Origin of the sequence: Butyrivibrio sp. INlla18 (assembly GCF_900103635.1) — a bacterium.
Taxonomy (GTDB): Bacteria; Bacillota; Clostridia; order Lachnospirales; family Lachnospiraceae; genus Butyrivibrio.
In genome coordinates this window covers 37,518-58,656 of record NZ_FMXK01000022.1, presented here as the reverse complement: position 1 = coordinate 58,656, position 21,139 = coordinate 37,518, and the positions used below count along the sequence as shown (strand labels likewise).

The window sequence follows — 21,139 nt, the reverse complement described above, 5'->3', positions numbered from 1 at the left end:
AATATACTTGGTTTTTGACGGATTGTCAATTTTGATCTATAAGATCCTGCAAAGTATAGCTGTTAATGTAGTTGTTGACTACTTCGTCAAGACCTTTCCAGAAAGGAAGCGTGGTGCAGGAATTAGACATAGGACAACCGATTCCGGTATCACCAGCTACACATTCAACAGGATTGAGATTACCCTCGATCGCTCTTAGCATCTCGCCAATATTGCAATCTTTTGGATCCATTGCAAGTCTGTATCCACCATTATTTCCACGCATACTGATAAGATAACCAGATTTACTGAGGCTTGATACAATCTGTTCAAGATATTTGATAGTAATATCCTGACGAGCCGAAATGTCTTTTAGCGATATATAATCTCCATTATCATGGAGGGCGACGTCCATCATAACTCTAAGAGCATATCTTCCCTTAGTTGATATTTTCATAAAATGACCTCGTTACACAAAATTTGATATAATACTATAATAAAGCAATAATTCGTTCAAATATAATAACAAAAAGTAAAAAGAAATACCACTATGAAATTAGAAGCAAGATCAAGGATAAAGGATCAGGATCAAAAGGATATTAAATACATGAAGGCAGCCATAGCACAGGCAAAAAAAGCCTATAAGCTTGGAGAAGTTCCTATTGGCTGCGTCATCGTATATGAAGACAAGATAATTGGAAGAGGCTACAACAGACGTAACACAGACAAGACACCTCTTGCGCATGCAGAGATCACAGCTATCAAAAAAGCTGGAAAGTTCATGCAGGATTGGAGACTTGAGGGATGTAAATTATATGTTACGCTAGAACCTTGTCAGATGTGCGCAGGAGCAATAGTGCAGGCTAGAATACCTGAAGTTATTATGGCAGCTGAGAACCCAAAGGCTGGTTGTGCGGGTTCTGTTATGGATATACTCAATAATCCTGATTTCAATCATCAGGTAGAAGTCAAGAAAGGCGTTTTGCAAGAAGAATGCAGTAAGATGCTTAAAGAATTCTTTTTGGAGCTACGAAATAGAAATAAGCTTTTAAAAGAGCAGAAGGGATGCTAATAGTGAAGAAACGAGTATTTGCAGTTCTTTTGATTTGTGCACTTGTCATGACTTGCTTTGCATGTGACAACCGGGCTGATGAGTACTCAATAAATAGTGTAGTAACTATTACATATCTTACGATAGGTGATAAGCCTTCTAATGGTCAGTCTGAAAAGGTCATTGAGAAGCTGAACACCATTTTAAGGAAAAAGGCTAATGCCCAGCTGGACGTGTATTATGTAAGCTGGGATGATTATCTTGCAAAATATAATAAGGTTCTAAGTTCAGGAGATGTGAGCCTTGATCTGGTGGCAACATCAAGCGACTGGCTAGATGCCTGGCCAAATGCTATAGATGGCAATTTCATGCCGCTTACTGAAGATATGCTCAGTAAATATTGTCCCCTTACTTATAACTGCGTATCCAAGGAGCAGTGGCAGAAGTGCAGTTATCAGGGCAAGATCTATTTTATTCCAGAAAATGAATATACTCAGTGGGTTAATCACGGCTTCATCTACAGAAAAGATATTGCAGATGAAGCAGGTTTAAATGGAGTGTCCTCATGGAAAGATCTGGATGCCTATTTTAAATATGTAAAAGAAAAATACCCTAATATGATCCCATGGGATGCAAACGGCACAAGTACCATAGGTACTCTTGGTTATTTGATGTCAGTAAGGAAGTTCATACCTATCTATGAACTTGGAACCTATGGAATTTGGGGAGCATATCAGGAAGATCCACGAAAAATAGTTTCTCCTTATTATGAAGGTGATGAATTTGTTGAATATGCAAAGCTTATGAAAGAATGGAAAGAGCTTGGTGTTTGGCGTGATAAGCTCAGCGATGCTGAAGATAATGATGAAGAATTCTACAATGGAATGAGCTCAGTAATACAACATCATACTCAGAATTATTACACTATCATAAAGCCTAGAATGGTAGTTATGCTTCCTGATGCAGATATTGATTTTTACTGGTGTGGCAAAGAATCTGGAAATGTAGTTAAAAATAGCATACTTCATGGTGCTATGGCAATTTATGCAGGATCTAAAAATCCTGAAAGAGCGCTTATGGTCTATGACCTTCTTAGAAATGACAGGGAGTGTTACAACCTGATCCACTACGGAATAGAAGGCGTACAGTACGAAAAAAATAGTGAAGGAATGCTTGAAAGACCAAGTGGATATAATGCAGATAGGGATAGTATCCTCCTTAATTTCTGGTGGGGCAGAAGAGATGAATACGAGATCAAGGATGCTACATATTTTTGGGAAGACTACTATAGACTTAATGATGAATATGAGAAGTATGCAATAGACTATCCTTGGGATAGTGTGCCATTTGCGTCTTCAGATATATTAGATGAGATAAAGCCTATCATCGAAGTCTGTGACAAATATGTGCCCAAGATTGCCTATGGACAGTATGATGTCACACCTGAAGAAGAGGTTGCTGAGTTCAGACTGGCTTTAAAGAATGCCGGAATAGAGACGGTGACGCGAAAGCTTCAGATCATTTCTAATTCACATTAAAAAAGATCATACAATCTATGAGCTAATTATGGTAGAATATCGCTTGTAGTATTGTATACATGTATAAAGGCAGGAGGAGTGGCAATGGTTACAACCCTAAACAATGGATATTATCTCGTAAACGGCGAGACCCTTATAGCTGATGATGCCGAGGCATCAAGCAAGCTTCAGGCTCATGGCGTTTCAGATATTTCAAAAGACAAGGCAAAAGAGAATACTATCGCTTATGGAATCTTAAAAGCTCATAATACTTCCGGTAATATGGAAAAGCTTTGTGTTAAATTTGATAAGCTTACATCTCATGATATTACTTATGTAGGTATTATCCAGACAGCAAGAGCTTCAGGACTTACAAAGTTTCCAATTCCATATGTTCTTACAAATTGCCATAACTCATTATGCGCAGTTGGCGGTACTATCAATGAAGATGACCACGTATTTGGTCTTACAGCTGCCCAGAAGTACGGCGGAATCTATGTTCCACCTCATCAGGCAGTTATCCATCAGTTCGCAAGAGAGATGCTTGCTTCAAGTGGCAGCATGATCCTTGGATCTGATTCTCATACAAGATATGGAGCACTCGGTACTATGGCTATCGGAGAAGGCGGACCAGAGCTTGTTAAGCAGCTCCTGGGACAGACCTATGATGTTGATATGCCAGGCGTAGTTGCTATTTATCTTGAAGGCGCACCAAAGAAGGGTGTTGGTCCTCAGGACGTTGCCCTTGCTATTATCGGCAAAGTATTTGGTGATGGCTTTGTTAAGAATAAGGTTATGGAGTTTGTTGGACCTGGTGTCAAGAACTTAAGCGCTGACTTTAGGATTGGCGTTGATGTTATGACAACAGAGACCACATGCCTTTCATCTATTTGGCAGACAGATGAGACTATCAAGGAATTCTATGATATTCACGGAAGAGTATCTGAGTATAAAGAATTAAAGCCAGGAAGTGTGGCATATTATGATGCAGTGGTTAAGGTTGATCTTGATTCTATCAATCCTATGATCGCTATGCCTTTCCACCCAAGTAACGTCTATGAGATCGATGAAGTAAACAGAAATGCAGCAGATATCCTTGCAGATGTTGAAAAGAGAGCAAGAGTAAGCTTTGGCGACAAGGTTGAGTTCTCACTTCAGGACAAGATCAAAGACGGCAAGCTCCTTGTAGAGCAGGGTATCATTGCAGGATGTGCCGGCGGCGGATTTGAGAACATCTGCGCAGCTGCAGATATCCTCAAAGGTAAATTTATTGGAAACGACAAGTTCACACTTAGCGTATATCCAGCATCTACTCCAATCTATATGGAAGTTGTTAAAAATGGCGCAGCAGCTGCAATCCTTGAATCAGGCGCAATATTGAAGACTGCATTCTGCGGACCATGCTTTGGAGCAGGCGATACACCAGCAAATAACGCATTTAGTATCAGACATTCAACCAGAAACTTCCCTAACAGAGAAGGTTCTAAGGTTCAGAATGGACAGGTTGCATCTGTTGCACTTATGGACGCTCGTTCAATTGCAGCAACAGCAGCCAATAAGGGAATTCTTACACCAGCAACAGAATTTGATGGTGATTTTGAGAAGTATAAGTATCACTTCGATAGCAATATCTACAAGAACAGAGTATTTGATTCACATGGTAAGGCAGACCCAAGCGTAGAGCTTGTTCTTGGACCAAACATCAAGGATTGGCCTAGCATGGTTGCTCTTCCAGAAAACCTTCTTCTCAAGGTTGTATCTGAGATCCATGATCCAGTTACAACAACAGACGAACTTATTCCTTCAGGTGAGACATCATCTTATAGATCAAATCCTCTTGGACTTGCTGAGTTTACTCTTTCTAGAAAGGACCCTGAATACGTTGGCCTTGCCAAGGAAGTATACGCAGAGGAGCTCAAGAGACGTGAGGATACTCCACTTGATGGCATGAGCGCAGAGGTTTCAGATGTGGTAAAAGAGATCTTAAAGAGCTATCCAGATGTATCTAGCAAGAACACTGGTATTGGATCTACGATCTTTGCAGTTAAGCCAGGTGATGGATCAGCCAGAGAACAGGCTGCATCTTGCCAGAAGGTTCTTGGTGGATGGGCTAACATCGCTGTTGAATATGCTACCAAGAGATATCGCTCCAATCTGATAAACTGGGGAATGCTCCCATTTATCATTGATTCAGAGGACCTTCCATTCAAGAATAAGGATTACATCTTCTTCCCAGGAATCAGAAGTGCTGTAGCAAATAAGGATGACAGCATCAAGGCTGTAGCAGTATCAGGCGGCAAGATGACTGAGTTTACTCTTAAGCTTGGAAACCTCACAGATGATGAGAGGCAGATAATCCTTGATGGTTGTCTTATCAATTATAACCGCGTAAAATAATAATGTAGTTATTTAGGGGATAGTAGGATAAGATTACATTATGTTTTTTAGTAAAAGAGGGGCAAAAAGAATAATTGCAGCATCTATGGTCATGCTGTTTACAGGAAGCGTCGCAGGTTGCGGCGCTTCTTCTAGTGAGAATGGAATAGAGATCCCTGGTATCACTGGAAATGGCCAGAGTCAGACTATAAATGTGGACTACGAAGTTCCGCAGCAGGTTCCTAATATCCTAGTTGATCAGGTAGGCTTTAAGCCTGACTCAGAAAAAGAGCTTTTGATCAGAGCCAAAGAACTGCCAACTGAGTTTCAGATACGAAATCTTGAGACAGGTGAAGTAGTATACGAAGGAAAGCTGGTCAAACCTACTTTTGACGAGGAGACTGGCGAATATACTGCTATCGGACATTTCACAGATCTAAAAGATGAAGGAACCTACTATGCCTGCGCTGATATAGTTGGTGAGTCCTATGCATTTGCAATTTCTGAGGTTGTTTATACAGATCTTTTTAACGACGCCTGTAAGAAGTTTTATTATAACCGCTGCGGAATTGCACTTTCAGAGAACCTTGCTGGAGAGAATGCTCACAGCGCCTGCCATACAATAGCAGCTCATCTTCAGGATGACCCTAGTGTCGAGATAGACGTTACAGGTGGATGGCACATGGATGAGCAGGCCGACAGAGATACTGTTGTAGGTTGCAAGATCGTAGAAAACTTCCTTTTAGCTTATGAGCTAAATAAAGAGGCATTTACTGATGAAACTGGAATTCCAGAAAGTGGCAATGGTATTCCTGATATTCTGGATGAAGTCAGATACGAAGTAGAATGGCTTCTTAAGATGCAGGATCCAAAGACTGGCGGTGAGTATGGCGCAGCTCTTACAGATAATACTAAGGGCGGAGACCTTTTCTCATATCCTGTAGTAGTAACTCCTGTGTCCATGGATTCTACTATCAGCTTTGCAGCAACTTTGGCCAGATTCAGCTTCTTTTACCAGGAATATGATCCAGACTTTGCAAGAGAGTGTCTAAGGGCAGCAGATAAAGCCTGGAACTGCTATGTCAATAACCAAAAGGTTTTGGAAAGTAGCGGAGCCTTCAATGCGGCGGCGCAGCTTTATAGAGCAACAGGCAACAGCTCTTATGACCAGATTCTTCAGGCTTTTTTTGAGAAAAGAGATTTTGCAGAGCTGTTTAACACAGATGAGAATATCTTCCTTGGTTCTGTCACATATCTTTCTACCAATCAGAAAGTTGATATGGACCTTTGTAGTAAGCTTATGAAGTATCTGATGCAAAGATCTGAAGATATTGCGCTTAAGGCCACTCAGTCAAAATATCTTGTGGCAGATTATGACAGTGAAAATGTATATGCCAGCATTTTGTTCAATATGAGGTGCCTGACTATCACGGATTACATTATCTATAATCACGAGTACACGACTATAGTTGAGAATCACGCTCATTATCTCATGGGTATGAATCCTGATGTGACCAATTATGTTACGGAGTACACAGAGAGAACTTATGTTGATGGGCAGAAGCCTGGAATCCTCAATAATCCTAGCTATGATTCCTTGTTTGTCTTTATGCTGAGTATATTGGTAAAAGAGTAAGAGCGCATTTTTTACATATAGGCTGACACTATATATGATTTGCATGTGCCTTTTACGAGTGATAATATGAATTGACTATGAATACAAATATTGATGGATTAAATATTAACTACATAGATGAAGGAAGCGGTCCGCTTCTTGTGATGCTTCATGGCTGGGGCTCCAACATAGATCTTTTTGCTGGAGTTATTTCTTTTGCCAAAAAGAGCTATCACGTGGTAGCAATGGATATGCCTGGCTTTGGAAAAAGTGATGAGCCAGCAGAGCCAATGAATGTGGATGCATATGTGGACTTTGTTCAGAAGTTCCTTAGAAAGCTCTATCCAGAAGATAAGGAAGTAATATTCCTTGGTCATTCCATGGGCGGAAGGATCATAATAAAGCTTGCATCAGGTATCAATGAAGGTAGGATCAAGGCTGACTTCACAATACCCAAGATCATTCTTACAGACTCAGCAGGCATCATTCCTGTTAAAACAAAGGCTCAAAAGAAGAGAACCAAGAGATATCATTTCTACAAGAATTTCATTGAAAAGAGCGGAATTCTTAAGATAGATCCAGATGCTCTTAACAAGCTTCAAAAGAAATTTGGAAGTGCTGATTATGCAGCTGCTTCACCAGTTATGAGAAAGAGCCTTGTAATGGCAGTCAATGAGGACTGTGTTCCTTACATGCCTTCTGTTACTCAGCCGGTTCTTTTGATATGGGGTGACAAGGATACAGCAACTCCTTTATCAGATGGTCAGCAGATGGAGAAACTTATGCCAGAAGCTGGACTTGCGGTTATTAACGGAGTAGGTCACTATTCATTTTTGGAGAATCCTTATTTATATAACAGAATCTTGGGAAGCTTCCTCAAGATAGCAGATTAATGGAGAATTGAGATGATATACGCGATAATAATTTTATATGTGACAGCGGCCATATTAGGACTTAGATACTATGCTCACATGCTTCAGCTTTCAAGCTATCAGTTTCAGGGGTATTTTAGATTCCTAAGATCACAGCAGACTAAGTATGGACCTCATATCGGAGTGATGGTCACTCTTGCTATGCTAAGGCTTGTACCTGGACTTGAGATACTAGCTGGCATTTTGACAATAGTCTTTTTGCTGGGAATAGTTGCAATGTACATTCCAAAGAAAGCAAAAAAGAAATTTGTTGTTACTAAGAGAATTCAGAGACTGTTCATTACAGATGCTGTAATTGTTTTGATTTTGGCAGTGATCAGTTTACTTATAACAAATAAGCTTGCAGTTTACTTTATCTGGGCTGTATACATGGGATTCTTCCCTCTTATGACAGCTCTTGCTAATCTTATCAATAAGCCTATCGAGAATAGGATCAATCAGTACTTCATCGATGATGCCAAGAGAATGCTAAAAGAGCACACAGGACTCAGAATCGTTGGTATTACAGGAAGCTACGGTAAGACCAGCGTTAAGTATTACCTCACAACTCTTTTATCAGAGGGATTTAGCGTTCTCATGACTCCAGAGAGTTACAACACTCCAATGGGAATCGTAAGGACTATTAGAGAACATCTTAAGCCAACACATGAGATATTCGTATGTGAGATGGGTGCAAGACACCTCCATGATATCAAGGAGATCACAGATATTGTTCATCCTGATGATGGAATCGTGACATCCATCGGATATCAGCACCTTGAGACCTTCCATTCTCTTGATAATATCATCAGCACCAAGTACGAGCTCTTAGATGCAGTTGATGAAAAAGAAAAAGAGCAGGGAAAAGAAGCTGGCAAACACCTTAAGTTTGTAAATGGCGACAATGAGATCATTCGTAGCCACATGAAATATAATGATGCCATTACCTATGGCACATCTGAGGGCAATGACTACAGAGCTACAGATATCAGGGTAACTAGCGCAGGTACAACATTTACAGTTACTGCTCCAAGCGGAGACAGCGCAGAATATACAACCAAGCTTGTAGGACAGCATAACGTTGAGAACATCGTAGGAGCTATTGCAGCGGCCAACAGCCTTGGCATTCCTATGAATAAGCTCAAGATCGCAGTCAGAAGGCTTCAGCCTGTTCCACACAGACTTGAACTTGTTAAGCGCGGCACGGTATCAATTCTTGATGATGCATATAACTCCAATCCTAACGGAGCAAAGGTTGCTCTTGAGACACTTTCTCTTTTTGAGGATAAGGTCAAGATCCTTGTTACACCAGGTATGGTAGAGCTTGGAGAAAAAGAGGATGAGTACAATGCAGAGTTTGGCAGACAGGCAGCAGCTGTTTGTGACTACATCATCCTTGTTGGCGAAAAGAACAGCGCTTCTATTAAGCGCGGCGTATTAGAGGCTGGATTTGATCCTGAGAGAGTATTTGTAAAGAGTACTCTTAATGAGGCAACAGCTCTTATGTATGAGATCGATGCAGGAAGAGAAAAGGTTATTCTCCTTGAGAATGATCTTCCTGATAATTATAAATAATTCTTTTAATGAATCAGATTTTGGAAAGAAGGCATATTATGAAACTTAAAGTTGCAGTTTTATTTGGTGGAAAGAGTACAGAGCATGAGATCTCAATTATCTCTGCTATTCAGGCTATTGGATACATCGATAGAGACAAGTACGACATTATTCCTGTTTACATGACCAAGAACAACGATTTCTATGTTGGTGAGTACGTTGACAAGATTGAGGAGTACACACATATTCCAGAGCTTATCAAGAAGAGCACTCAGGTTGTATGGATCAAGGAAGGCGATAAGGTTTCTCTTGTAAGATACCCAATGAAGAAGTTTGGAAACAACGTTATCACAACTGTTGACGTTGCATTCCCTATCGTTCATGGAACAAACGTAGAAGATGGTACACTTCAGGGTTATCTTGCTACTATGGGACTTCCAGTAGTTGGCTGTGATGTTCTTTCATCAGCTGTTGGAATGAACAAGTACGTAATGAAGACAGTTCTCAAGGACAATGGTATTCCAGTTCTTGACTGTAAGTGCTATACATGGAAAGACTATGAGGATGTAGATGCGTTAGTTGCTAAGATCGAAGCTGCATTTTCATATCCTGTTATCATCAAGCCTCTTAACCTTGGTTCAAGTATCGGTATCAAGAAGGCTTCTGACAGAGACGGATTATTAGAGGCTCTTGATCTTGGATTTGAGTTCTCTAAAAAGATCCTTGTTGAGCCAGCTATCACTGATCTCAAAGAGATCAACTGCTCAGTTCTTGGTGATTACGAGAGTGCAGAAGCATCTGAGTGCGAAGAGCCTATTAACTCAGATGAGATTCTTAGCTTTGAGGATAAGTATATTGGCGGCGCTAAGGGTTCAGCTAAGGGCGGTGCCAAGACTGGTGGTTCAAAGGGCATGGCTTCTCTTAAGAGAAAGATTCCTGCAGATATCACATCAGAAATGCGTGATGAGATCAGAAAGATGGCAGTAGATGCATTTATCTGCCTTGGATGTTCTGGTGTTTCCAGAATCGACTTTATGATCGATATGAAGACAAATAAGGTATACCTTAACGAGATCAATACTATTCCTGGTTCATTATCATTCTATTTATGGGAGCCTGTTGGAGTTAAGTATGACGTTCTTTTAGACAGAATGATCCAGCTTGCACTTAAAGCAGACAGAGAATCTCATAAGGTAGTATATTCATTTGAGACAAATGTACTTGAAGGAGTACATCTTGGCGGCGGAAGTAAGGGCGCAAAGGGATAATAATAAGGCCATCGCAGTAGCGATGGCCCTTTTTATGTGCTTTATTAGTTTTCTGAATAGAGTTTTTCGTTCTTGAGATAGGTTTCAAGCATGATGTTCTTGACATAGTTGTCGATGTTTTTCTGATCCTCTTTTGACAACTCACTTGGAATGATAGGCTTGCAATACTCAACGGTTACCTTGGCACTCTTAATAAATGGTTTGTGCTTTTCAAGGATATCTTCTGAGTGGTTGATAACTACTGGAACGATAGGACAACCGGACTTCTGAGCGATCTTGAAGCTTCCCTTGTGGAACTCGCCCATTGGCTCGTCTGTCTTGATCCTTGTTCCTTCTGGGTAGATGAAAATCGAAATGCCATTCTTTACTTTATCAATGGCTGTGAGAACCATTTCAAGGCCCTTGCGGATATCTTTTCTATCAAGGAAGAGACAATCCATGAAGATCATCCAGATGTTCAAAAGAGGTACCTTAAGAACTTCTTTTTTAGAAATAAATCCTGTAGGATTTGGAACTCTTGGATAGCAGATAACGATATCAAAGATACTTCTGTGGTTACCAACATAAAGTACTGCCTGATCCTTTGGCACGTTCTCTTCGCCGATGACAGTTCTTTTGACACCGCTTATAAAGTTAACTACGTTGAAGGCCCAGCTTACGATGGCAAGAGAAGCCTTTTTGAGAAACATAGGATTGAATTTGCCGATGATAAAAAGAACAAGCTGGATAGGTAAGCTTACTATTAAGAAAATAGCTACAAATAAAACAGCTAAGATTGTACGGATCATGAATAATGCCTCTTTTCTATAAGTTTCTTTACTACGTGTCTATTTTCTCATGAGTTAAAGAAAAATGGAATAGAGTTTTCTCTTTTAAGGGATTATATAGTATTATATAGCTAATGCAAATTTGAAATGCACACGCAGAGCATGTTGGAGGGATATATGCTGATCATAAAGAATGGTTACATGGTAGATCCTGCTTCTGGAACTGAAGGAATCAGGGACATCGTCATAGACGGGGACAAGATACTTAAGATCTGCGAAGAAGGAAGCGACTTTGTTGCAGAACTTTTGAAGGATTCATCTAATAAAGTGATTGATGCTACTGGCAAAACTGTAGCACCAGGGCTTGTGGATGGCCACGTGCATTTTAGAGATCCAGGTTTTACCTACAAGGAAGACATTGAATCTGGATCAAAGGCTGCGGCAAGAGGCGGATTTACTAGTGTCATCATGATGGGCAACACTGAGCCTCACATGGACAATGTGGAGACTATAAGGGACGTCCTTGCTAGGGGCGCTAAGACTGGTCTTAGAGTATATACCTGCGCCAATGTTACAAGAGATATGCTGGGAAAAGAGCTGTGCGCAATGAAGGAACTTATAGATGCTGGAGCAGTTCTTTTTACAGATGATGGAAAGCCTATAACTGATGCAGAGCTTATGGAGAAAGCCTGCGTAGAGGCAGCTAATCTAGGAAAAGTAATAAGCCTTCATGAAGAAAATCCAGAATTTATAACAGATAACGGAATCAACGCCGGAGAAGTTGCGGAGAAACTGGGACTTAAAGGGTCTCTAAGACAAGCAGAAATATCCATGGTTGAAAGAGATATAGATATAGCAGAGAAAACCGGGGCACACATTGTAGTTCAGCATATCAGTGCTGCTGAATCAGTTGAACTTATCAGAAATGCTAGGAAGAGAGGTGTGAAGGTTAGCGCAGAAGCTACACCTCATCACTTTACTCTTACTGAAAATGCCGTTCTTAAGTATGGTTCCCTTGCCAAGATGAATCCGCCACTTAGACTAGAAAGCGATAGAAAGGCCATCATTGAGGGACTTAAGGATGGAACGATTGGAATAATCGCTACAGACCATGCTCCTCATGCTAGAGAAGAAAAGCAAAAAGAGTTAAGGCTTGCGCCAAGTGGCATAACTGGTCTTGAAACATCCCTTGCTCTTGGAATCAGAGAGCTTGTAAATACAGGATATATGACGCTTATGGAACTTATTGATCGTATGACAATAGGACCAGCAAGGGTTTATGGAATAGATGCTGGATATATTACAGAAGGCGGCATGGCTGACCTTGTTATATTTGATCCAAAGGCAGAATGGAACTTTGTTCAGAGTAATTCCAAGTCTTCTAACACGCCATTTTTGGGTGAGAGACTACCAGGCAAGATCCACGATACTATCTGCAAAGGTCAGATAGTATATGAAGATAGATAAACAATAAGGAGATTATCTCATGGCTGAGAAAATGAAAAAAGAAGCCAAGGTTTTAAGCCAGAAAAAGCTCTCAGAGGGCATTTTTGATCTGTGGCTTGAAACTGAAATGGCCAAAGATGTAAGACCAGGACAGTTTGTAGGAGTTTATCCGGAGAATAGATCAACTCTTTTACCAAGACCTATCAGTATCTGCGAAGTGGATAAGGCTAGATCAGCAATTAGGCTTGTGTACAGAGTTGTAGGAAGTGGCACAACAGAGTTTTCTAAGGCTTCAGAAGGGAACAGCCTTATGATCCTTGGACCTCTCGGTAACGGCTTCCCAATAGATAAGGCAGCAGGCAAAAGAGCTGTTGTAATAGGCGGCGGAATCGGTGTTCCTCCACTTCTTGAAACTGCAAAGAGAATGTCTGAGCTTGATAGATCAGAAGCGCCTTCCAAGATAAGCGCAGTCATGGGATATAGAAATAGTGATACATTCCTTAGCGATGAGTTTTCTAAGTATGCGCAGATGCACATTGCATCAGAAGACGGAAGCGTTGGAACAAAGGGAAATGTCATTGATGCTATGAAAAATGAGGGTGTTGAGTGCGACGTTATCTTTGCTTGCGGACCAATGCCAATGCTCAAGGGAATCAAGGCATATGCAGAATCTATTGGGGCAAAAGCATATCTTTCTCTTGAAGAGAGAATGGCCTGCGGCGTAGGAGCTTGCCTTGGATGTGTATGCAAGACCAAGGAAGTTGATGAGCATTCTCATGTTCACAATGCAAGAATCTGTACAGATGGACCAGTTTTTGATGCCGATACTTTGGATCTATGATTGAGGAGAAATAAGATGAATACAGCAGTTGAGATAGCAGGTGTTAAATTCAAAAATCCAGTTATGACAGCATCAGGAACCTTTGGTTCTGGTATGGAATATGTGGATTTTGTTGATCTAAATAAGCTTGGAGCAGTAGTAACTAAGGGCGTTGCCAATGTGCCATGGCCAGGAAACCCAGTTCCACGTGTGGCTGAAGTTTATGGAGGCATGCTAAATGCCATCGGGCTTCAGAATCCTGGAATTGATGTCTTTGTAGAAAGAGATCTTAAGTTCCTTGAGCAGTACGACACAGAGGTTATCGTTAATGTCTGCGGCAAGTCAGTTGAAGATTACCTTGAAGTAGTTGAGAGACTTTCTGATGAAAAGAAGGTATCAATGCTTGAGATAAATGTATCTTGTCCTAACGTAAAAGAGGGTGCTATTGCTTTTGGTCAGAACAAGGATGCACTTTTTGATATCACGAAGAGAATAAAAGAGAAGAGCAAAAAGCCAATCATCATGAAGCTAAGCCCAAATGTTACTAGCATTTCTGAGATGGCTAAGGCAGCAGAGGCAGCAGGTGCTGATGCAATCTCTCTTATCAACACTATTACTGGCATGAAGATTGATATTTACAAGAGAAAGTTTGCTCTTGCCAATAGAACTGGCGGACTTTCTGGTCCAGCCATCAAGCCAGTAGCAGTTAGAATGGTATACGAGGCAGCACATGCTGTTAATATTCCTATTATTGGAATGGGCGGAATAGCAAATGCAGAAGATGCCATCGAATTTATCATGGCAGGAGCTACAGCTATTGCCGTTGGTGCCATGAACTTCCATGATCCATATACTACTGAAAAGGTTGTAACTGGAATCGAAGAGTATATGAAGAAATATGGCGTTGAAGATATAAACGACATAAGAGGTATTGTAGAATAATACCTTTATACACCGGAAAGGACCGTCGCTTTTTATTCAAAAAGCGGCGGTCCTTTTGTTACTAGCAACTACTATGTTACTGTTCTGTGTTGACACCTGTAAGCTCGTCAAAGCCTTTCATAACTGCTGCATAGGTCTGCTTAGAGATTTCTGGAAGCTCTCCGCCCCATGTTTTCTCAGCCTGTGCATAGCCTTTTTCGAAGGCTGCTCGCATCTTATCGAGCTTAGCTGGGTCATCACCTGCAAGGGTCTTGGCAAAATCAAGGATTCTTTCGGAGGTCTGTTTAACGCCCCAATAGCCATCCTCAGCAATGTCAGCCTCTGCCTGAGCTTTTGTCGCTGCATCAACAGTGAAATCACCTTTTGCAAGGAATTTCCAGATAGAATCCTCGTCATTGTCACTGTTTGCAATGCCGTATGTCTTGGCCTGCTTGCCCATCATCTTTCGAACAATGTCCAAAAGTTGCTGCTGGCGAGTAGCCACATCAGCCTGCATCTGTTTGATGATCTGGGTCCTGTCGTTCTGCGAAGTCTTGGCAGTTTCCTGCTTTTCATCAGACTTCTCATAAACTGCAGCGGCTTCAGCTTTTACCTTTACTTCTTCGTCTTTCTTTTTCTCTTCTACAGAGTTAGGATTCACGCTTGAAGCATAGGCGGTTGCGATGTTGTTAGTAACCTCGGTAACTCCGTTTACGCCCATATAGAACTCCTTTTCTGCGATGGTACTAAAATCGCGCTGAAACGAAACTATAGTTTACCTAATCTGTTTATCGGTCAAATTAAAAAAAACTTTAGCTTTTTTTTGCATTTTTTTTCTTGAGTTTGTATAGTAAGAATGAGAAGATTGAGAAAAGTAGAAGTGGAGCGGTTTTCATGAAACAAAGTAGAAAAGCATACGGAAAAATAAACCTTGGACTGGATGTAACTGGCAAAAGAGCTGATGGCTACCACATTGTGCGAATGATAATGCAGAATGTTGATATATATGACACATTAACTTTTGAAGAAAATGAAACGGGCGAAATTGTTTTAACAGCATCATCAGAATCTATTCCAACAGATGATTCTAATCTCATCTGTAAGGTGGCTAAACAGTTAAAAGAGAAATTTAATGTGGATAAAGGTATCAATATTCACCTTGAAAAGAGAATTCCGGTAGCAGCTGGAATGGCAGGCGGTAGTACAGATGGCGCTGCAGCATACCTTGCACTTAATGACATCTGGGGACTTGGACAGTCCAAAGAAGATCTCTGCAAGTTTGCAGTAAGCCTTGGAGCAGATATTCCTTACTGCATCATGGGTGGTACAATGGTTGCAGAGGGTATTGGCGAAGAGCTTACAGCTATAGCTGATATGCCAGAGTGTTTGATCGTGGTAGCTAAGCCTGCAATCGGAGTTTCAACAGGATGGGTATACACAGAGCTTGATAGTAAGCCTATTGAGAAGCACCCAGACATCGATGGCATCAGAAGTGCTATAGAAAGTGGTGACCTTAAGGGTATGTGTGCCCTTATCGATAACGTTTTGGAGCATGTGACAGCTTCTAAGTACGAAGAGATCGGCAAGATCGAGAAGGTACTTGAAGATAATGGCGCTATTAGGGCGTTTATGACAGGTAGTGGCCCAACAGTATTTGGTATCTTTGATAACGAGGATAAGGCTAGAGCTGCTTATAAAGCAGTTGAAGATAGCAAATTAGCACCAGAATTATTTTTGACAAAGCCTATTAACCCCAATAGGTGAGGCGGTGATATTATGAAGAGAAATGTAGATGTTAGTGTTACAGGTATCCACGTAAGGGCTGGGGAACCCGCAGAAAAGATAATTACTAATTCCAAGGGATACTACGAATTTCTGGAGGATGGAACAAGAGTCCTTGAATATGACGAGGAACAGCAGGCTGGATCTGAGAGTGTTCATATCCACAATACAGTCACAATAGCTCAGGATGAGAACAGTATGGAAATTGTAAGGGGCGGCGATATGAATTCCAAGCTTGCCTTTGGAAAAGAGCTAAAGTACGACACGGAATATGTTACTCCTTACGGAACAATGCAGATGAAGGTCAATACTACTAAATTTGACTTTACTAAGATCAGACAGGAAGATGAGATGAAACTCATGGCTGAATATGAACTAGAGATGGATGGACAGGTTCTATCAGCATCCATGATAATAATCGAAATAAAAAATTCGGAGCCAGTTTAATACTGACTCCGAATTATTTTTTGCTTTATTATTTAACCATCTTTGCTCCGGCTTTTTCCTGAGCCTTAGAAACGAGATTCTTGAAGAATCCTTTCTTCTGTTCAGGTGCCTGAACCTTACCGTGTAGACCTTTAACTTCTGTTACGTAGATACCACTTACTGAAGCCTTAACTTCTTTTTTAACAGGTACCTGATCATAAATCTTCTCATCGCAGATAAGACTCATAACTCTGTTACCAACTCTAACCTTAAGGATTGGAAGCTTGGATCTTCTGAGAAGCTTAGGTGTCTGCTCGATAACTGACTGAGGAAGACCTGACTCATTAAGCTTCATTCTCTTTTTATCAATGATAAGCATTGTAAGAGTCTGCTTCATTGCATCAAGCTGAACCTGCTGCTCTTCCTGTCTCTTTTGTGCTTTTTTACCAACTATGATAAGTGCAACGATAGCTGCTACTAAAATAACTGCAATAACGATTGCAACGATTGCTCCTGTGCTCAAAACTTGTTCCTCCGAATTTCTTTTTCCATTTGATTATGAACAGAGTTTATTTTAGCATTCTTTGGTCTACAAGGCAAATAAATACTTTAATCTAATGGTAGAGTGTGGTAGTATAAAAAATATTGTTTTTACTAATAATATGTAAACAAAAATAGATCATTGAGGAGAACTATTATGAGAAATAAAATAGCTTTTTTAATGGCAGGAGTACTCATGGTGACAGCCCTTACAGCATGTAATGGCCAGAGCACAGAAGCAACTACAGATGCATCTACAGGTTCATCAGCAGATGATGCAGCTGCCACAAGCTCATCAGATGGTGCACAGACACAGACTATTTCTGCACTTCAGAATCTTGAGAACCTTGAGACAATGGCCCTTGCAGAGATCAATCCAGAAGAGTTCGTTACTCTTGGCGAGTATAAGGGTGTCACAGTTGAACTTGCTGCTCCAAATGTAACAGATGAGCAGGTTGATGAGCAGATCAAGTCTATCTTTACAAATAACCCACCAATGACTGAGGTAACAGACAGAGCAGTTCAGGATGGAGATACAGTTAATATCGACTATGTTGGTAAGTATGCTGATTCAGGCGAGGCATTTGACGGCGGTACAGCTGAAGGTGCTGACCTTGTGATCGGTTCTAATTCATACATTGAAGGCTTTGAGTCAGGACTTGTAGGCACAAATGTTGGTGATACAGTAGACCTTAACCTTACATTCCCAGAGAATTACGGTGCAACAGACCTTGCAGGTAAGAATGTTGTATTCACAGTTACAATTAACAGCATCAAGGTGGCTTCAGATGAGATGACAGATGAGTGGGCAGCAGGCCTTGGAGCAGAGGGTGTTACAACACTTGAAGAGCTTAAAGCATATGTCAAGAATGGTATGATAACTGATGCACAAAGCAAGTATGATTCAGATCTTGAAGAGGCTGTTCTTGCAAAGGTAACAGAAGCTTGTGAGTTTAAAGAGGTTCCACAGAATCTTTATAACAGATATCTCATTCAGCAGAATGAGTCACTTGAGTACTATGCAAGCATGTATTCAATGTACATGGGACAGCAGCTTACAGCTAGCGACATTGTTACAATGATGATCCAGCAGGAAGGTTCAACAGATACTCCTGATGATTATCTTAAGGCAATGGTTACAGAAGCTACTCAGCAGTTCATTATGTTTGCAGCAATTGCCAAGAATGAAGGAATTGAAGTTACAGAAGAAGATATTGATGCATACCTTAAGAATGCATACGATAATGCTTCAACTACAGCATATAGCACATATGAGGAGTTCAAGGCTACAGTAGATCCTGAAGTTTATAGAGAAGGTCTTCTTGCCGAGAAGGTTATGGATTACCTCGTTGAAAATGCAAACGTTGTAGAGCCAGCAGAATAAATAAAATTTGATCAGGGAGGTCGCCATGGATTTAGTAGATATCAGAGCACTATTCGAAGAACAGGAAAAATACGCAGGCCAGAAGGTAACTGTAGGCGGATGGATCAGAAGCATTCGTGATTCAAAAGCAATCGGATTCATCGTTTTAAATGATGGTACATATTTCAAGCCTTTACAGATTGTATATTCTGATGCCCTTTCAAATTTTGCAGAGATCAGTAAGTTAAATGTTGGTGCAGCTGTTATCGCAACAGGAACTATCGTTGCAACACCAGGAGCCAAGCAGCCATTTGAGATGCAGGCAGAGACTGTTGAGATTGAAGGACAGTCAACAGCTGATTATCCTCTTCAGAAAAAGAGACATACACTTGAGTTCCTTAGAACAATCCCTCATCTTCGTGCTAGAACAAACACATTTGAGGCGGTGTTCAAGGTTAGAAGCGTAGCAGCTTATGCTATTCATTCTTTCTTCCAGGAGAGAAATTTCGTATATGTTCACACACCACTTATTACAGGTAGTGACTGTGAAGGTGCCGGCGAGATGTTCCAGGTTACTACAATGGACCTCAACAACGTTCCTAAGACTGAGGACGGAGCTGTTGATTACTCCAAGGATTTCTTTGGAAAGCCAGTTAACCTTACAGTAAGTGGACAGCTTAACGTAGAGACTTATGCATTTGCATTCAAGAATGTTTACACATTTGGACCTACATTCCGTGCTGAGAACTCAAACACAACAAGACATGCAGCTGAGTTCTGGATGATCGAGCCTGAGATGTGCTTTGCAGATCTTAAGGATGATTGTGACACAGCAGAAGCAATGCTCAAATATGTTATCAGCTATGTATTAGAGCACTGCCCAGAAGAGATGGCATTCTTTAACGAGTTCATTGATAAGGGACTTATCGACAGACTTAACAACGTAGTTAACAACGAGTTTGGTCGTATCTCATATACAGAGGCTATTGAGCTTTTAGAGAAGCACAATGACAAGTTTGATTATAAGGTATCATGGGGATGTGATCTCCAGACAGAGCATGAGAGATTCCTTACAGAGGAAATCTTCAAGAAGCCTGTATTTGTAACTGATTATCCAAAGGAAATCAAGGCATTCTACATGAAGCTTAATCCAGATGGAAAGACAGTTGCAGCAGCTGATTGCCTTGTGCCTGGTATCGGAGAGATCATCGGTGGTAGCCAGAGAGAGGATGACCTTGCAATCCTCGAGAAGCGTATGGATGAGCTTGGAATGAAGAAGGACGAGTATCAGTTCTATCTTGATCTTCGTAAATATGGAAGTGTACGTCACGCAGGATTTGGTCTTGGATTTGAGCGTTGCGTAATGTACCTTACAGGCATGGCTAACATCAGAGACGTTGAGTCATTCCCTAGAACAGTCGGAAATTGTGAGCTTTAATGCACGCATGTGATATACTTAGACTATAGAGATTAGACAAGGGGGATGCGTATGAAAAAAAGAAGTCTTTTTAATATGATAGCTATTTCCCTTGTTATGAGTTTACTGGTGGCAGACCCTGTATGGGCTACCACCAGTACTGATTTACAGGAAAAACAAGAGAAGCTTGAAAACGAACAAAAAGAGCTGGAGAATCAAAAGAAAGCTCTTGAAAACCAGAAGAAAGACAGTCAGAACAAGCTTAATAACGCTAACAGCCAGATAAATGATTACTCAGAAGCTCAGGGTGAGACAAAGGAAGCAATTGATGAGACCAATGCTGAGATCGTAGGTCTCATGACTGACATTGAACTTATCAAAGAAGACATTGCGGCTAAGCAAGAGCAGATAGAGATAACTCAGGCAGAATATGATGAAGCCAAGAAACAGGAAGAGACATTGTACGAAGCAATGACTCAGAGAATCAAGTTCATGTATGAAAAGGGAAACCTATCGTATGTGCAGATTCTTTTAACTGCTACAAGTTATGCAGATGCTCTCAATAAAGTTCAGTATGTAGAAGAGCTTTATGAATATGACAGACAGAAGCTCTCTGAATATGTAGCTGCCAAGGAAGCTGCTGAAGCCTATGGCAAGCAGCTTGAAGAAGAAAAGGCAGAGCTTGAAACTTCAGAGATGGAGCTAGAAGAAGAACAGGCATACATGGAAGAAGTGCTTGCAGAGTACAAGGCAACTTACGCTGATTATGAAGTTAAGATTGCCAAGGCAAAGCAGGACGCAGCTGTGTATACAGCCCAAGTTAAGAGCCAGCAGTCCAGTATCGCAAGTCTTCAAAAGCAGATAGAACAAAAGCAAAAAGAAGTTGCCGAGACCAAGAAAGCCAAGGAAGATGCATATCAGGCTGAACAGGCAGCAAATAATGATTCGGATTCAGATTCTGGATCAAATTATTCCCAGTCATCATCTGGTTCAGGTGGTGCATCTGGAGGTTCCGGATATGTTGCTCCAACAGGAAGCGCAACGGGATCTAATATAGCAAATTACGCATGCAAGTTTGTAGGTAATCCTTATGTTCCGGGTGGAACAAGCCTTACAGATGGAGCTGACTGCTCCGGCTTTGTAATGGCAGTCTACAAGGCCTATGGAATTTCAGTTCCAAGAACTTCGTGGGCACAGGGCTCTTATGGTAGAGAAGTATCCTATGCGGATGCCCAGCCAGGAGACGTTATTTACTACGGCGGACATGTTGGAATATATATAGGCGGCGGACAGATAGTTCATGCTAGTACCCAGAAAACAGGTATCAAGTATAGTCCCGCTACATACAGATCCATCATTTCCGTAAGAAGGTATATTAACTAAAGC

At 41.0% G+C, this 21,139-nt stretch carries 19 protein-coding genes; 15 read left to right on the top strand and 4 right to left on the bottom strand.

Annotation, left to right across the window (positions count from 1 at the left end; all coding sequences use genetic code 11):
• Positions 1–25 precede the first annotated feature (25 nt).
• Entirely contained in the window at positions 26–436 is a 411-nt protein-coding gene (locus BLS24_RS13980; RefSeq protein WP_091760510.1) for an RrF2 family transcriptional regulator, read from the bottom strand.
• Positions 437–529: 93 nt separating this feature from the next.
• Here BLS24_RS13980 and tadA point away from each other — a divergent pair, with 93 nt between their 5' ends.
• The 7 genes from tadA to BLS24_RS13945 all read left to right on the top strand — a co-directional run bounded on the left by tadA (position 530) and on the right by BLS24_RS13945 (position 10,271).
• The gene (gene tadA, locus BLS24_RS13975) at positions 530–1,051 is read left to right on the top strand and encodes a tRNA adenosine(34) deaminase TadA (RefSeq protein ID WP_091760507.1); all 522 of its coding nucleotides are present in this window, start codon (positions 530–532) and stop codon (positions 1,049–1,051) included.
• A 2-nt stretch (positions 1,052–1,053) separates the two neighbouring features.
• The gene (locus BLS24_RS13970; protein ID WP_091760503.1) at positions 1,054–2,568 is read left to right on the top strand and encodes an extracellular solute-binding protein; all 1,515 of its coding nucleotides are present in this window, start codon (positions 1,054–1,056) and stop codon (positions 2,566–2,568) included.
• Between the two features lie 84 nt (positions 2,569–2,652).
• Positions 2,653–4,944 carry a hydratase gene (locus BLS24_RS13965; protein ID WP_091760499.1) on the top strand — a complete coding sequence of 764 codons (2,292 nt, stop codon included), beginning with the start codon at positions 2,653–2,655 and terminating at the stop codon, positions 4,942–4,944.
• A 40-nt stretch (positions 4,945–4,984) separates the two neighbouring features.
• On the top strand, positions 4,985–6,559 hold the full coding sequence (locus tag BLS24_RS13960) for a glycoside hydrolase family 9 protein (protein ID WP_091760496.1): 1,575 nt from the start codon (positions 4,985–4,987) through the stop codon (positions 6,557–6,559).
• A 77-nt stretch (positions 6,560–6,636) separates the two neighbouring features.
• The gene (locus BLS24_RS13955) at positions 6,637–7,431 is read left to right on the top strand and encodes an alpha/beta fold hydrolase (protein WP_091760493.1); all 795 of its coding nucleotides are present in this window, start codon (positions 6,637–6,639) and stop codon (positions 7,429–7,431) included.
• Positions 7,432–7,443: 12 nt separating this feature from the next.
• Positions 7,444–9,024, top strand: a complete 1,581-nt coding sequence (locus BLS24_RS13950) for a Mur ligase family protein (protein ID WP_091760491.1) — start codon at positions 7,444–7,446, stop codon at positions 9,022–9,024.
• 38 nt (positions 9,025–9,062) lie between these two features.
• Positions 9,063–10,271, top strand: a complete 1,209-nt coding sequence (locus BLS24_RS13945; RefSeq protein WP_091760488.1) for a D-alanine--D-alanine ligase family protein — start codon at positions 9,063–9,065, stop codon at positions 10,269–10,271.
• A 44-nt stretch (positions 10,272–10,315) separates the two neighbouring features.
• Here BLS24_RS13945 and BLS24_RS13940 read toward each other — a convergent pair whose 3' ends face one another.
• Positions 10,316–11,059 carry a lysophospholipid acyltransferase family protein gene (locus BLS24_RS13940; protein ID WP_071177227.1) on the bottom strand — a complete coding sequence of 248 codons (744 nt, stop codon included), beginning with the start codon at positions 11,057–11,059 and terminating at the stop codon, positions 10,316–10,318.
• 156 nt (positions 11,060–11,215) lie between these two features.
• Here BLS24_RS13940 and BLS24_RS13935 point away from each other — a divergent pair, with 156 nt between their 5' ends.
• From BLS24_RS13935 to BLS24_RS13925, 3 genes are read left to right on the top strand one after another with little or no spacing between them, the layout of a single operon-like run.
• Positions 11,216–12,505 (top strand): dihydroorotase, encoded by a 1,290-nt coding sequence (locus BLS24_RS13935; RefSeq protein WP_091760485.1) that lies wholly within the window; start codon positions 11,216–11,218, stop codon positions 12,503–12,505.
• 19 nt (positions 12,506–12,524) lie between these two features.
• Entirely contained in the window at positions 12,525–13,325 is an 801-nt protein-coding gene (locus BLS24_RS13930; protein WP_091760482.1) for a dihydroorotate dehydrogenase electron transfer subunit, read from the top strand.
• Between the two features lie 15 nt (positions 13,326–13,340).
• On the top strand, positions 13,341–14,246 hold the full coding sequence (locus BLS24_RS13925) for a dihydroorotate dehydrogenase (protein ID WP_091760479.1): 906 nt from the start codon (positions 13,341–13,343) through the stop codon (positions 14,244–14,246).
• A 76-nt stretch (positions 14,247–14,322) separates the two neighbouring features.
• Here the strand turns inward: BLS24_RS13925 and BLS24_RS13920 are convergent, their stop codons facing one another.
• Complete coding sequence (locus BLS24_RS13920) at positions 14,323–14,946, bottom strand: hypothetical protein (protein ID WP_091760476.1); 624 nt, start codon at positions 14,944–14,946, stop codon at positions 14,323–14,325.
• A gap of 173 nt (positions 14,947–15,119) precedes the next feature.
• On the opposite strand from BLS24_RS13920, the gene ispE reads away from it, so the two are divergent.
• Positions 15,120–15,989 (top strand): 4-(cytidine 5'-diphospho)-2-C-methyl-D-erythritol kinase, encoded by an 870-nt coding sequence (gene ispE, locus BLS24_RS13915; RefSeq protein WP_091760473.1) that lies wholly within the window; start codon positions 15,120–15,122, stop codon positions 15,987–15,989.
• A gap of 12 nt (positions 15,990–16,001) precedes the next feature.
• Entirely contained in the window at positions 16,002–16,454 is a 453-nt protein-coding gene (locus BLS24_RS13910) for a YwiB family protein (RefSeq protein ID WP_091760470.1), read from the top strand.
• Positions 16,455–16,482: 28 nt separating this feature from the next.
• Here BLS24_RS13910 and BLS24_RS13905 read toward each other — a convergent pair whose 3' ends face one another.
• Positions 16,483–16,956, bottom strand: coding sequence for a hypothetical protein (locus tag BLS24_RS13905; RefSeq protein WP_091760468.1), 474 nt, complete (start codon positions 16,954–16,956; stop codon positions 16,483–16,485).
• Positions 16,957–17,130: 174 nt separating this feature from the next.
• On the opposite strand from BLS24_RS13905, the gene tig reads away from it, so the two are divergent.
• The 3 genes from tig to BLS24_RS13890 are packed head-to-tail and all read left to right on the top strand — an operon-like array spanning position 17,131 to position 21,136.
• A complete protein-coding gene (gene tig, locus BLS24_RS13900) occupies positions 17,131–18,357 on the top strand; it encodes a trigger factor (protein WP_091760465.1) in 1,227 nt (408 codons plus the stop codon).
• A 25-nt stretch (positions 18,358–18,382) separates the two neighbouring features.
• Entirely contained in the window at positions 18,383–19,774 is a 1,392-nt protein-coding gene (gene asnS / locus BLS24_RS13895) for an asparagine--tRNA ligase (protein ID WP_071177218.1), read from the top strand.
• Between the two features lie 51 nt (positions 19,775–19,825).
• The gene (locus BLS24_RS13890) at positions 19,826–21,136 is read left to right on the top strand and encodes a C40 family peptidase (protein WP_091760462.1); all 1,311 of its coding nucleotides are present in this window, start codon (positions 19,826–19,828) and stop codon (positions 21,134–21,136) included.
• Positions 21,137–21,139: the final 3 nt, after the last annotated feature.